At 26.0% G+C, this 15,176-nt stretch carries 9 protein-coding genes; 8 read left to right on the forward strand and 1 reads right to left on the reverse strand.

Annotation, left to right across the window (positions count from 1 at the left end):
* Positions 1-17: 17 nt before the first annotated feature.
* The 4 genes from EXC66_RS01470 (at position 18) to EXC66_RS01485 (ending at position 4,544) form a co-directional block, all read left to right on the forward strand.
* Positions 18-1,838 (forward strand): aminotransferase class V-fold PLP-dependent enzyme, encoded by a 1,821-nt coding sequence (locus EXC66_RS01470; protein WP_006886169.1) that lies wholly within the window; start codon positions 18-20, stop codon positions 1,836-1,838.
* Positions 1,828-2,592 carry a diacylglycerol cholinephosphotransferase Mf1 gene (gene mf1, locus EXC66_RS01475; protein WP_006886168.1) on the forward strand — a complete coding sequence of 255 codons (765 nt, stop codon included), beginning with the start codon at positions 1,828-1,830 and terminating at the stop codon, positions 2,590-2,592. Before EXC66_RS01470 ends, mf1 begins: the two co-directional genes overlap by 11 nt.
* An 80-nt stretch (positions 2,593-2,672) precedes the next feature.
* Positions 2,673-4,319, forward strand: coding sequence for a PTS transporter subunit EIIC (locus EXC66_RS01480; RefSeq protein WP_006886167.1), 1,647 nt, complete (start codon positions 2,673-2,675; stop codon positions 4,317-4,319).
* A 3-nt stretch (positions 4,320-4,322) separates the two neighbouring features.
* Positions 4,323-4,544, forward strand: coding sequence for a hypothetical protein (locus tag EXC66_RS01485; RefSeq protein WP_006886166.1), 222 nt, complete (start codon positions 4,323-4,325; stop codon positions 4,542-4,544).
* Here EXC66_RS01485 and EXC66_RS01490 read toward each other — a convergent pair.
* Positions 4,531-5,277, reverse strand: coding sequence for a MurR/RpiR family transcriptional regulator (locus EXC66_RS01490; protein ID WP_006886165.1), 747 nt, complete (start codon positions 5,275-5,277; stop codon positions 4,531-4,533). The two genes, EXC66_RS01485 and EXC66_RS01490, sit on opposite strands and share 14 nt — an antisense overlap.
* Positions 5,278-5,325: 48 nt before the next feature.
* Between EXC66_RS01490 and EXC66_RS01495 the strand changes: the two genes are divergently transcribed.
* The 4 genes from EXC66_RS01495 to EXC66_RS01510 all read left to right on the forward strand — a co-directional run bounded on the left by EXC66_RS01495 (position 5,326) and on the right by EXC66_RS01510 (position 15,169).
* Positions 5,326-6,168 carry a histidinol-phosphatase gene (locus EXC66_RS01495; RefSeq protein ID WP_006886164.1) on the forward strand — a complete coding sequence of 281 codons (843 nt, stop codon included), beginning with the start codon at positions 5,326-5,328 and terminating at the stop codon, positions 6,166-6,168.
* 176 nt (positions 6,169-6,344) lie between these two features.
* Positions 6,345-12,965 (forward strand): MGA_1079 family surface serine endopeptidase, encoded by a 6,621-nt coding sequence (locus tag EXC66_RS01500; protein ID WP_112579136.1) that lies wholly within the window; start codon positions 6,345-6,347, stop codon positions 12,963-12,965.
* A 201-nt stretch (positions 12,966-13,166) separates the two neighbouring features.
* Positions 13,167-13,871: a purine-nucleoside phosphorylase gene (deoD, locus tag EXC66_RS01505; RefSeq protein ID WP_006886162.1), complete on the forward strand. Its 705-nt coding sequence runs from the start codon at positions 13,167-13,169 to the stop codon at positions 13,869-13,871.
* Positions 13,872-13,873: 2 nt separating this feature from the next.
* A complete protein-coding gene (locus EXC66_RS01510) occupies positions 13,874-15,169 on the forward strand; it encodes a pyrimidine-nucleoside phosphorylase (protein WP_006886161.1) in 1,296 nt (431 codons plus the stop codon).
* Positions 15,170-15,176 lie beyond the last annotated feature (7 nt).

A 15,176-nucleotide genomic window follows, 5' to 3' on the forward strand; every position in this document is an offset into this window, starting at 1 on the left:
GTTAATTGAGGAGAAATATGATTAAAAACGCAATAATCTTTGCTGCGGGTAAAGGTAGTAGATTAACCACTTACACAAAGCATGTACCTAAACCGTTAATTAAAATTTTAAATAAAGAAACTGATGAAGATGAAGCTTTAATTGAAAGAAATATTAAGTTTCTTCACCAAAGTGGGATCAAAGATATTTATATTGTAGTTGGTTATTTAAAAAAACAATTTAACTATTTGACTAAGAAATACGGTGTTACTTTAATTGAAAATGACAAGTTTGAATATGAAAATAACATCTCTTCTTTGGCTGTTTCAATTCAACACTGAGGTGATACATTATATATAGAAGGAGATATTTACTTAACAAGAAATATTATTCCAGATTTAATTGAAGAAATTAAACAATCAAACTATAAGAGTATTTATTGAGGTGCTGAGGACGAACATATTAATGAAACATGTTTTATTTTAAGAAATAATTTAATTGTAGGTCAATATGCTAAAAATATGATCAAAGGTGATTTAAAATGAACCGGATTAGGATATATTAACAAAGATTTTGGTGATTATATGAGATCGCGTTTTGAGGAATATTATTCAATTCCTGAAAACAAACAAAATTATTACGAACAGTTTTTATGAAGTCTTGGTCAACCAGTTGAGTGTCATAAAATTGATAAATCGAATTTTTATGAAATAGATAATTTTTATGACTTAATAAGTGTTGATGAACGTTATAGAACACATGATTTAGTGAAATTATGAACCCCCGGTCCAACAAACATAGATCAAGAAATTAGTGATTTAATTCTCAAAGGAATTGTTCATCATCGTTCAAATTTAGCTGAGTTTTATATAACAAAATTACATGATAATCTAAAAAAGATGTTTAATACAACTAAAGCCACACCAATAGCTATAACTGCCAGTGGAACGGGAGTTATGGAATCTGCTGTAGTAAATTTAATTGAGTCTACGGATAAAGTAATTTTAATTTCAGTTGGAGATTTTGGTGATAGGTTTTATGAAATTCTAAAACTATATATTAAAGATCATAATAATATTTTCTTCTTCAGATATCCTGATTATTCAACTTATAATATTGATGATTTCAAACACTTAATCCCTGAAGTTAAAGCTGTATTTGTTACGCACCACGAAACAAGCACAGGAGTGCTAAATAACATTAGTGAATTAGGAAAATTAACAAAAAATACTGATGCTTTATTAGTTTGTGATTCAGTATCTTCTGTATTGAATGAAGAATTTAATTTTGATGATTGATCTGTAGATATTGCATTCGCTTCTTCGGCAAAAGGTTTTTCAATTTATCCAGGTCTTTCAATTGTATGTATTTCAGAAAAAGCCGAAAAGGTAATTCAAAAGTGTACAACTCCAAGATATTATTTTGACTACAGAAAGTACTTAAAATACTATAGAGATTATAAACAAACTCCTTTTACACCCGCAATTAATTTAATTGTTTCAATGTCTGAATCAATTGATATTATGAATAATACTTCATTGCAAGTAATTAATCAAAAGAAATGAGAAGTATTCAATTATTTAAATGATGAACTTGAAAAATTAAATTTTGTTAATAAAGTTCCTGTAGAGCTTAGAACATGTTCAATGTTGTGTATGGAAGCTCCTAAAGGTATAGATTGTGAAAAAATGAGAAATTATGTATCAAGCAATTCAAATAATTACTTTGAACTAGGGAGAACCGAAAAAAGACACTCAGTAATAAGAGTTGGTATTTCTAGATTAATTACTATTGATGATGCTAAAATAGTTGTAAAAAACATTAAAAAATTTATTGAAAGTGAAAAAAATGAAAAATAATGAATGAGATACTCAATATTTACATAGTAAACATGTAAAACTTAAAAGTCTTCTCAAAGAATTAATTTCAATTTTTGAAAAAAACAACCTTAAATATGTTGCTTATTATGGAACATTATTAGGTGCGATCAGACATAATAACATTATTCCATGAGATGATGATGTCGATTTAGTAATTGATTATGATACTTTAGAATTCTTAATTAAAAACTACCCAAACTTAGTCAAAGTAGGTAAAAATTCAAATAATTTTCTTATGATGGCTAAATATACTCATGATCGTGAAGACGAAGTAGATGCAACATTTATAGATCTTTTTGTAGTTGTCCCAACAAACAAAGAAAAACTAAAGAAATTTAGAAAACTCACAAATAAATTAAGATACTTTAATTATTATGCTAATCGCAAAGTAAGTAAAGAGTTGTGGCATATTAAAATTTTAAGATTTTTCTTTTTCTGAACTAGAAAGCTTCCAAAGTTCACTTTAGAAGAAGCGATTAATCAAGTCAGAGATACAAAAGTTCAGGAAAAACAATTTATTATCACTTGACCTGATTATGCAAATATGCAAAAAACAACTTTTCCTCTTGAATGGGATTTTTTTGACTCTGAGTTGTGCAAATTCGATGATTTTTATATTGCAGTACCTAAAAAATATAATGATTTTTTAGTTAAAGAGTACGGCAAAAATTGACACATTCACAAAAAAACACTTCTCTCTGAACACTATGGTATGTATGATGTTAAGATTTAAGTAGGTTATGCCTACTTATTTATTTTCCAAAAAGGAAAATCATTCTATATCCAACTAAGTAAAATTTAATCGGAGGTATAATGACAAAAGCGATTAAAAATACTTCTACTACTTTTTTCAAAAGTCTTAGAAGTGGTCTTGAACGTTTTGGTAGAGCTATGATTTTGCCGGTTTCAATAATTCCTTTATTAGCGATTGTTGGAGCTCTTGGGTATATTTTAGCATCTGTCGGACAAAAAACTGGAATTTATGGAACCAGTTTAGCTTATAAAACATTCGCTGATTCAGTTAAAATCATTGGTATGGCACCAATTTATAACCTTGATATACTATTTTCTATAGGTTTAGCTGCTGGATTAGCAAAAGATGAAAAAGTTTCAGCGGGAATCTGTGGTATCGCCGCATTAATTGGATTCTACTTTGCTGGCTATGCTCTTTTGGAAATAGGAAAATTGAAGTCACTTCTTGATGTTAATATTGTTGGTAAACTTCAAACTATTAATCGTTTCGGTAAATATTCAACAAGTTTTGACTTAAATGCACTAGGTGGAATTCTTGCTGGTTATTTAGCTTATGGAATTCACAAAATTACATATAAATTACAATTTCCTACATTTATTTCGTTCTTTGGAGGACCTAAATTTAGTCCTGTAGCTAGTTTATTAACTGCTTTTATTGTTGGTTTCCCATTAACTTACCTTTGAATTTATATTTATAAAGGTATTGCCGCATTAGGAAATGGAATAAGAGCTTCAGGAGCTTTCGGTTCATTTTTATACGGTTCAACTAACCGTTTACTATTACCGTTTGGTCTACACAACATTCCAAACGCAATTCTTCGTTACACAGCGGCAGGGGGGACATTTACAGCCGCTGATGGTCATGAAGTAACAGGATTTTACAGTATTTTAATTGAGAAAATGAGTGCTGGACTTCCAATTAATGCTACTGATAGTATGATTAGTAATGGTACATATCCAACTAATATTTTCTCACTTCCTGGAGCTGCAGTTGCAATGTTTTTAGCTTGTCCTAAAGACAAAAGAAAACAAGCTGCTCCGATTATCTTTGGTGCTGTTTCTTCATCAATTCTTAGTGGAGTTACTGAACCAATTGAATTTACATTTATATTTACTGCACCAATTCTTTGACTAGTACACTGTTTACTAACTGGTTTAGTATACATGACTATGTATCTAGCAGGTGTTGGAATGATAGCAGGAACTGGTGAAGGAATAATTACATACTTGATTTATAACTTACCTTCATATCAAAATATCTCAAGAGTTTGAATGTTATTTGTTCTTGGTCCTGTATTCTTTGCGGTATACTTTGGAGTATTTTACTTCTTAATTAAACAATTTAATCTTAAAACTCCAGGACGTGATGAGGAAGCATTTAAATTGTTCACTAAGAAAGATTTCAAAGAAAAATTAAATAGTTCATCAAATCAAGTTGTTTCAAATGACAAGATTAAAGATGAAAAAATAGAAGATATCCAAATGGCCCAACAGCTATTAGAATTTTACGGTGGATTTGAAAATATAAACGAAATCTCATGTTGCATTTCTAGATTAAGAATATCAGTAAAAGATAAGTCTCTTGTAAATAAAGATGCAATTATTCAAATAGGTGCAAAAGGTGTGGTTGAATCAGGAGAACAAGTTCAGTCGGTTTTTGGTGCTAAAGCAATGGTTTATTCAAGAATCATGAACAACTTAAAATAAAATATGAATCTAATTATACTCTTTGCTGTTTTTGCAACCTTTTTCATTTGCATTGGAATATTTTTACTTCTTTTTAGAAGGAAAAATAAAAATAAATACAACGTTGATGAAAATGCGAAATATTCAGAGAAAATCTATCAAACATTTATAAAAAATATTCCAGCAATGTTTATTCTTGCTGGAATAGTATTAATTGCTATATTAATTAAAGCTATATTGAATTAACTAATAATGAAAAGAAGATTGTACTTAATAAACTAAAAACTATTGGATTTATTTTTTCAGAATCAACATATTCTGAACAGTTAAATACCTTGATATTATTTTTGTTTTGAATATTTTTATTAGAAGTAAAAATAAATCCTTTATTACTTTTGTTGAATGCTAAATTTGCTGGTAAAACTGTTTCTATTGTTTTGTAGCTATTAGAAACACAAATAACATAACTCAATTCATCAGCATTAAAAGCATTTGCATAATTAGTTGAAAAATCATTATCCTTAACTATATTGATGCCCATTCGTTTTAGACTTATATAAAATTCTTCTATGTGTCTATTAGAACCACCTGAGGCAAATAATAATATTTTATTAGCTTTATTAATTTCTTTAATAATGCTCTTAAAATTATAATTTGAAATTTTACCTGTAAAATCATTAATAAGTTTAGCTATCTCGGTGTTAGTAATTTGCTTTTTTAAGATTTTATTTGTGTTATTCAAATATTCGGTTAAGTCAAGCTTAAAACTTTCAAATGAATCATAACCTAACTTTTTAATAAATTTGCTTATTGTTGATTGTGAACAATATGTTAATTCACTTAAGGTATCTACACTAATTAGTTCAATTCGATGAATATTTTCTAATATTATTTTAGAAAATTGACCAAATGCACCTTCAATATTAGTACTATATAATAATTTCTTTATTAAATGACTTTTCTTATAGTTATTTATCATAAAAAAATTATATCTAATTACCAATTTTATCATAGAAAGAGAGTTAATATGAAATATGATTACCACATTCACACCTTTTATTGTAAACATTCCGATTTAACTGTAAATGAAATAGTACAGGAATATTTTAAAAATAACTTTATTGAAATTGGAATTAGCGACCATATCCCTTATAAAGGAGATTTGGACTCAAAAGATAATTCAAGAATGTACTACAAAGAGCTAGAAAGTTATATAAATGATATTAAAATTGAACAAGAAAAATACCAAAATAAATTAAAAATAAATATTGGTTTTGAAAGTGAATTTTTTAGTAGTCAAATTCAATGGTATAAAGAGTTATTATCAAGAAAAGAAGTTGATTATTTAATTCTTGGAATTCATGCTGTTGAAAATCTTGATGAAGAAAATAATTTTAATCGTAATTGTACTAATAAAGAACAACTTAAGAGATATTGAAAAGCAATTAACGAAGGTATGAGAAGCGGTTTATTTGCATATGCAGTTCATCCTGATTTCTATATGAAATCTTATCAAGAGTGGGATGATGAATGTGATGAATTGGCTAATAAAATTTGTGATTTAGCAAATGAATTAGATTTCCCACTAGGATTTAACATTAATGGTATATGAAAAGGTCCTAGACAAATAGGAAAAGTTTTTAGAAATAAATATCCAATTCATGAATTTTGGAAAATTGCAAAGAAGAAAAATGTCAAAATTATTCTCGAATCAGATGTACATCACAAAAAACAATTATATGACACAGAAATAATTAGTAAAACTTACTCATTAATAAAAGAGTGAGGTTTAGAAGAACAACTTGTATCTAAATTAGATCTTGAAAAATATAAGAAAAATTTAAATATTAAATATAATCTCGGTAAATAATTTTAAGTAGGATATACTACATATATAGAGTTTATTCATATAAATAAACTTTTATGATATTAGTATAAACCTACTTTTTTTATAAAAAAGCAAAAATTTTATTAATAATTTCATCTTTTTACTCTTTTAAGTAAAATTCAAATATATAGTATTTTAATTAAGAAAAAGGAATTGTTATGAATAAAAAGAAAAAAGTTATTATTTCAAGTGTTGTGACAGCAACTGCTTTAACAATTACTGCTAGTTCAACTACTGCATTATTACTTAATAAAAATAAAACAAATGTTGAAAATAGCAATAAAACTAATTTATTAAATGAATTAAGAAAATCATTAAATAACATCAATAAAAATAATTTAATCGAATATAAATTGATAGCAAACAATTTACCAATTAATCTTGTTTATAAAAATCAAATAATTGAAATTGATCAGGAATTTATTTCAAATGAAAAAATAACAGAAAAAGATATAGCAGAATTAAATAACAAGTTAAATATTTTAGTAAAAGAAGTAAAAGAAAAGTTAGCTAAAATAAGACTATTTTTCACAAATTTAGAAAAACTTAAAGAAGATAAAGAGATTTTCTCTAAATATAATTTAGAGTTATCTTTAATAATAAATGAGAATAATAATACTTTAAGTGAATTGACTACCATCGAAGAAATAGATAATTTTATTAAGAAACTGTCGAACATATACCACCAGCAAGAAGAAACTAAGAAAGTAATTTTTGACAATGTTCTGGCTAGTAATACTAGTTCAAAAATTCAAAATATATTAGATAATCACACAAATAATAAACTATTTAACCAAGTGTTAAATGAACTTAATCAATTAAACGAAAACATAAAACATAAGAAATTAAATAATCAAACTTTCATTAATTTATTTGATGAATTAAACAATAAATTAACAACATTAAAAAATAAATTTAATGATTATGAGCTAAAAATTAATAATGTAAAAAATAGAGTATTGTTATTGATTGAAACAATTGGAGAAAATGAAGATATTTTACCAGCTAAAACTTATATCAATAAAATAGATTTATTTAATCAAGACAGTTTTTATGATCTTGAAAGTATACTTAATACTTTAAGTGAATATGAGCAAAAATTTCATGAAATTCTAACTAATAAAAATGATAACAATTCAAATAATAGTAGTGAAAACGAATTATTATTAAACAAATTTAATGAACTTAAAACTGAAATATTGGAAGACTTAAGTGAAAATAACTTTGAAATATATAGAGAAGTAAATGAACAAAAAAGTAATTTGATTGTATCTTTAGAAAATCTGATTAATTCTTCAAATTTATCTATTGATTCATACACACAAATTCAGCTAGATTTTAATAATTTAATATTAAAAACTAATCAGATTAGTCAACAATGAACTAATGAAGTTAATAAATTTAATGATTTAATAAAACGAATCGATGAGATAAAAAAAGTTCTAAATAATGAAGAAGAATTAGCAAAACTTCAACAATTTAACGATATTGTGTGAACTAAGAATAATTTAATTAGTGAGATAGTTCTAAAAAACTCGCAAATTAAAGATATTTTAAACCAAATCGATACTAATAACAATCAAAATAAAGAACTATATTTAATAAAATTAAAACAACATTTATCAAATCTACAAAGCTTATTGCAAGATTATCAATCTAATGAAGATATAAAAAATAAATTATTAGAAATAATTAATGAAGTAAGTCAAAAAATAGAAAATAATGACTTTACATATCCAAAAATTTCAGTACTAGAAGAATATATAAATGATAATTTATCTATTATCAATCAAACTATACATAACAATTTAGAAAAACTTAAAAATGATTTATATGCTCAAATAAATGCTAAAGATTTTGTGAGTCAAAATTATAAAAATAATTTTAAGCAAAAAATAAACACTATTGATAATTTTAATGAGTTGTCTTCCTTTTTTGATAAAACTATTCAATTAATAAATAACAAGATTTATCCCATAATTGATATATTAAACAATCAGCTAAGTGATAATAAGTTTAAGTATATAAATTTTGCAGATAATGCACAAGAATTTAATGAATTAGTCAAAATAATTGAAACAACAAACTTAATTGTAAATGACCAAACTAGAAAATACATTTTTAATTATAATTCAGAAGATTTAGAAGATAACATTAATAAATTTTTATCTCTTTATGATCAATTAAATGGTGAAACTAACTTCAATAATAAGATTTTAATAATAACTAACTCCTTAAAAGAGTCAAAAATTTCAGATCGACTTATTAATTCAACAATAAATGAATTAAATAATTCGCTTAATCTTGAAGTTTTCAATAATAAATTATTTCAAATCAACGAACAAATATCAGTTCAAAAAAACTTAATATCCTTAATTAACGAAGTCCAAAAATTTATTAATTCTAATGAATTTAGTGACTATACCAACGAATCAAAACAAAATTTCTCAAACTCATGAAATAAGTTAAATCCACTTAAAAACAATAAATTAGAAAAATTTTTTAATAACTCTGAAATTGATCAATTAAGTGATGAAATTAAGAGATTAAAAAAACAATTAGTCACTAATAATGAATCAGAACTACTTAATGAAAAAAATAGAATTAAAGACTTAATAAATAATTTAGGCTATATAACTGATAAAATTTCTAAAAATAATCATGTTGATACTTTAAATTCAGTCTCAGAAATAAATGCTTATTATCAAAAATTAAAACAAGAAAATGATCAACTTAGCAATCAAAAATATGTTGAAAATTTATCTAAGACAGTAGTATTAACAATAAATCCTAAACTTGAAAAAGCAAATTTAGTAAATCATTTATCTTCATTAAGTATTAATAAAAATAATATTAAATTATTCTTAAATTTTAATTTAGCTAACGAAAATTTAGAAGAGTTAATTAAGCAAAATAAGCTAACTTTAAAGCTTGATCAAGAAAATAGAAATAAATTATTAATAAGTTATAAATCGATTAATCCTGAAACTGATCTTGAAACAACATTAACTAAAGAGTTAATTTTCACAAATGACATCAATCCAGTGATAGATAGCACAATTAGTGAAATAAGTTCTAAGAAACTTGAAGATTATTTTGAATATGATTCATCAAAATTAATTTCATTAAATAGAAATAATATTGATACAAATTGATTTAAAGCAAAAAATAAAATAGTTAATAACTACTTCACTTTAGATTTAAAAGAAAATAGCTTTAGTTATGTAAGTCAAGTTGGTAAAAAATATCTTGTTGCTAAAGCACAACTAAAGTGGAATGATCAAGTATTAAGTGAAATAAAATTGGTTTCAAATCAAGTTGCCTATGAAAAAAGTGAAGATCCTGTTGACTTGAATTTAGTTGCTAATGCTTACTACAATCAAACAAGTTATGCAAAAAGCGAGTACAAAAAAGTTAATTTTTCTGTATTTAAAGAAATATATGATAATAATTTAGATATCTTTGGAGTATTAGATAGTAATAATCACTACTATAGTTTTCCTAGCAATCTAACAGATCCTAGTCCAAAGGGTTTTGACAGAGTTAAAGTAATTAGAAACATATTAAGTAAATTGATATCTTATAATGAACAAAAGTATAATTTAAATAGACTTTACAATTACTCAATCAATAATGAAAAAGGCTTTATTTTAGCTGAATATGAATTTACAAATAAACAAACCAATGAAATTTTTTACTCAAATTATTACTTTAATAATTTAGCTATAGCAAACTCTAAAAAAGATTTAGAAGATTTAAATTACATTAAAAATATCTTTGAAGATGCTAAAAATTCAACAAATCATTCTAATCACACAACCAATTCTAATATTTGAAAAGAATTAGTTGTTCTAAATAAAAATATAACTCATAGTAGTTTTATTGCATCCGAATACAAAAGAGTGTTTAATGAAGTTTATCAGTTGCCAAAAAAAGGAAGATATTCAATAATTTTGGTTAATGATAATTCTAATACTTATTCAAATGTTAATGGATGAGCTAAATTTAAGATTGGAATAGCTAAAGATAATCAATTAATTAACGATCCTAATTTACAGACAAGTATTTACTTAAGATTTTTCAAACCAGTAACTTTTAATGATTATTTACCACATAATAATAATCTTACTGTTGCAGATTTTTCAAACCTAAATAGAGACAAAGAAAATGATAAAAATTCATATTTGAGGGAAGTGAATAAAATTAATTCACGTAATTTCTCTCTTAAAAAAATGGATTCATATTCAGTAATTGATCTAGATCTGCTTGATTATGAAAAATCTTATTCTCAATTAAATTACTTATTGCAAATTGGTCCTAATTCTCCAACTCAAAATGATAGTTCCTTTGTTGGAGAATTTGATTCAAATGATAAGAACTCACCAACTGTGCAAGCAACATTTAAAAATAAAGATTACAACATATTTAATCCAATGGATTCAAACTCAGAAATAACTAATGAAAAACTAAATGAAATTAAAAATAAGTTTTTTATTTATTATGTAGATGTAAGAACTTCTTCAACCACTAGATACACAGAAAAAGATAAAATTACATTTAAGTTAGGATTTATAAATAAAGAAGATCCAACATTTAGATTTGTCTCAGAAAATTCTATTACTTTACAGAACCTAAAAAATGAATTAAAAGAAGAATTTTATCCTAAAGCTGCTATAAATAATATTCCAAGTGATTTTATTTCATTGCAAAACTCATTTGGGTCAACAATTAAAGCAAGTTGATTTAAAGAACAATTTGATAGTGGTAATGAGATACTTCAAAAAATTGTTGTTAATGATAATTTAGTTTATTCACCTTTAACTGGAGTAGTAAGATTTAAAGCTAATTCTCACACAGGTTCATGAAAATTATTTAGAAAAGAGAATTTCTCGGTTGCTAAAATTGTTCAAGTTGATGATTATAATGGAACTGCTTTAGTCAAATTAAAATATATCGATCCTGAATATAATTATGAAGTTATAAGTGATGTTTTATATTTAGTTGAAGGTTTCGAGCATGTTCAAAGTGCAACTCAAATTGATAAAACTAACAAAGTCACTTATATTGATTCATTAATAACAAAAAATAATTTAAAGCAGATAATTGCTCCAAATAATTTAGTCTCACGTAAGCGTGAAGTTGAAATGAATTTGAATGATGCGCTTTGAGAAATTAATCAAAGTAGTGCTAGTTGAATCTTGAAAGAGAAATATTTCAGTGATATTATGAATAATGCTAATAACAGTGAAAAGAAAATTATTTTAACTTTATTTGCAGGTAATGCATCATGAGATCCAAATCGATTTGCTCGTCTTACAGGTGCTGACGCAAGAAAAATTACAATTGACTTTGAAGAATTAAAATCAAAAAGAAAATTAACTTATCAAATTGATGATACTGTTGTATATAAAAATTCTAATGTTAATATTGATTTAAACAGTACAGTTTCATACACTTTAAATGTAACTTTAATAGATTCAGGAATTCAATTTTACTTAGAGTTAAACGATAAAAATCAAAAAATAATTACTCACGATATAGTAAAAAATCTTAATGCTCATGCTTTTGATCGTGTGGAACCTACACAAAGTAATATTTTTGACAATTCACGTGCATTTTACGTAGATAATTACGCTTCCAAGATATCTATTTACTATGAAAATCATCAGGTATTTGAACGTTTTGATGATATAAGCACAAACTTATTTAGCTATAAAAATATGACTTATAATCAAGAAAATACACCTATTATTTGATATGATCCAAAAGATTCCGATGATTTATTTAAATATAATCCTAATCAAAATGTTATTTTTAACTTGAATAATGGTTATAAATTCAACACTGAAATTATTAATTTTTCCAATAAAAACAATAAAGCAATCCAAAACTTAATGGCTCGTTCTGTAGCTTTTAACAGAGGTGGTGCTTCAATGTTAGCAAAAGTTAATGATGATCATAATGATGGGAAATTCTATTTAATGACTAACAATCATGTAATCGGTATTTCATCAACAACAAATGATTCGCCTTCAAATAAACCAATTAATTTACTAATTACTCGTAGTGGATTTAATTATGCAAATAACGTAGATGCAGGTTTTGGGTATTGAGATGGACTTTATGCAGATAGTGTTAGTGCAACAGTTGTTTGAACAGGTAAAGGTGTAAGTGATCAGAAAAATAATGATGGAACTTCAAGAGCGAGTGACGCTGATATTACAATTTTTACAATTGATATTAATCAATTAATAGATAAATTCTATAAAAACGGACGTATTGAAAGTGCTCTTTGATATGAAAATTGAAAAAATTTAGAAAATGTAAAGCTAACCAAAAGAAAATATCAACTTTATACAGCTAATGCTGAGCGTAGATTTTCATTGATAAATAATCATGTCGACCAAGTTTTATGAAATGGTTTCCCTTATGGTAAACAAAGTGGATATATTATCAATCGCCATGATCCGTTGATTGATTCAGGATCTAATTTCTCTAAACAAGGTAACTTTATGCCTACCTATTATAATGCTGGGAATTCAGGTACAGGTGTTTTTGATCAAAATAACACTTATGTTACAACAATTAACTCAGGTGCACCATTAAAATTCTTGCATGCTCCAAACTATTACACTAACAGTACAAATTATTTAGGTATTTCAAGTAGTTTTGATGAACTTCTAAACTTAGCAAATACCGGTAGCTTTGCTCATAATGTTGTTAAAATGATGATGGTTAAACCACATGAATTTGAACTCCCTTGATTTGCCAAAAAATAATTAAATGTGAAATTTTTTTCATTAAATAAATAGATTCATATTATTTTATGTCTTTATGCTAAAATTTAAAAGATATATTAACTTAATATTTTATTAATAATGTAATACAAAAAATCTTAATGAAATTTAAATTGTAGAGAAATTTAGTTAGTGTTTCACTAGCCAGTAAAATATTAATAAAAAACAAATTAAGGAGATAATATGACACCACACATTAGTGCCAAAAAAGAAGATATTGCCAAAACAGTTATTATGCCAGGAGATCCACTTAGAGCTGAATTTATAGCTCAAAAATTCTTAGATCCTGGGTATAAAAAAGTAAATGTTGTAAGAAATATGTTTATGTATACAGGTACATATAAAGGGAAACCTATCACTATTGCAGGTAGTGGTATGGGTTGCCCTTCTATTGGGATTTATTCATATGAGTTGTTTAAATTCTATGATGTTGATACAATTGTTAGAATTGGATCAGCTGGTTCATATAAAGCTGATTTAGGTTTATATGAAGTGGTTTTAGCAAGCGAAGCTATTGCTGATGGAACTTCATTTAGAAAATTAGTTTTAGGAAAAGATGAATTAATTGCTAAACCTTCATTAGAATTAAATGAAGAAATTAAGGAAATAGCATCTAAGTTAAATATAAAACTAAACATTGACAGAATACACTCTTCAGATGTATTTTACAGTTCAGTTCCACTTGAAGAAAGAATTAATTCAACCAAAGCATGTTGTGTTGAAATGGAATCATTCGCTTTATTTACTAACGCAGAAAAGTTAGGCAAAAAAGCTGCTTGTTTATTAACTATAAGTGATAATTTAATTACAGAAGAACTCACAACTGCTGAACAACGTCAAACAGCATTCACAAAAATGATGGAGATCGCACTTAATTTAGCGAAATAATTATGAGGGCTGTTGATTTAATCGAAAAGAAAAGACATGGTCTTAATCTTAATAAAGATGAAATTGAGTTTTTGATTGGTTCGTATGTTAAAAATGAAATTCCTGACTATCAAATTTCAGCATTCTTAATGGCTGTAATGTTCAATGGAATGAATACAGAAGAAATTGCTACATTCACTAAAGTAATGATGAATTCAGGGAAGATTATGGATCTTTCAGAAATTCCTGGGATCAAAGTTGATAAGCATTCAACGGGTGGAGTTGGAGATAAAACTACTCTTGCGGTAGCACCTATTGTTGCAGCTTGTGGTGCACCAGTAGCTAAAATGAGTGGTCGTGGTTTAGGTCACACCGGTGGTACAATTGACAAATTAGAATCAATTCCCGGATTTACTGTTGAATTAAGTGAAAAAGACTTTATTAAACAAGTTAAAGAACACAACATCGCAGTTATTGGACAATCAAATGAATTAGTTCCAGCTGATAAGAAAATTTACGCTTTAAGAGATGTGACTGGAACAGTTGAGTCTATTCCGCTTATCGCATCATCAATTATGTCTAAAAAACTTGCTACAGGTTCAAATGCTATATTACTTGATGTAAAGTGTGGTAATGGGGCGTTCATGAAAGATCTTGAAAGTGCTAGAGATTTAGCAAGAACAATGATTAATATTGGTAAAGAACTAAATGTTGACGTAAGAGCTGAAATTACAAATATGTCAAGACCTATCGGAAGAGAAATTGGAAATAAGAATGAAGTCTTAGAAGCTATTTGAACTTTACAAGGAAAAGCACCAGAAGATTTCAAAGAATTAGTATATTCTTCATGTGCAACAATTCTAGAACAAGCTAAAATTGTAAAAACTCATGAAGAAGGACTTAAAAAAGTTGATGAAGTTATTAAGAATGGATTAGCTTTAGAAAAATTCTATGAGTTTGTCAAACTTCAAAATGGTGATGTTGAAGCACTAAAAGATCCTAAATTTTGAAACCCAAAACATTCACTTGAAATCAAATCTGAAAAAGATGGATATATGGAAATATTCGATTCATTGATAGTGGGTATCACAGCAATGAAACTTGGAGCCGGTAGAGCTAGAAAAGAAGATTCAATTGATAATGAAGCTGGAATTACAATTAATAAAAAGACTAATGAATCTGTAAAAAGAGGAGATGTGATATTTACCCTATACTCTTCGAATCCAATTAATCCTGAATTAGTTAGCGAATTAAAACAAGGATATAAAATTAATAAAAACAAAGTTGAGAATAAAATCATTCTTGATAGACTAAAATAGGAGAAAT

This window comes from Mycoplasmopsis anatis (assembly GCF_900660655.1).
GTDB classification, from domain to species: Bacteria; Bacillota_I; Bacilli_A; order Mycoplasmatales; family Metamycoplasmataceae; genus Mycoplasmopsis; species Mycoplasmopsis anatis.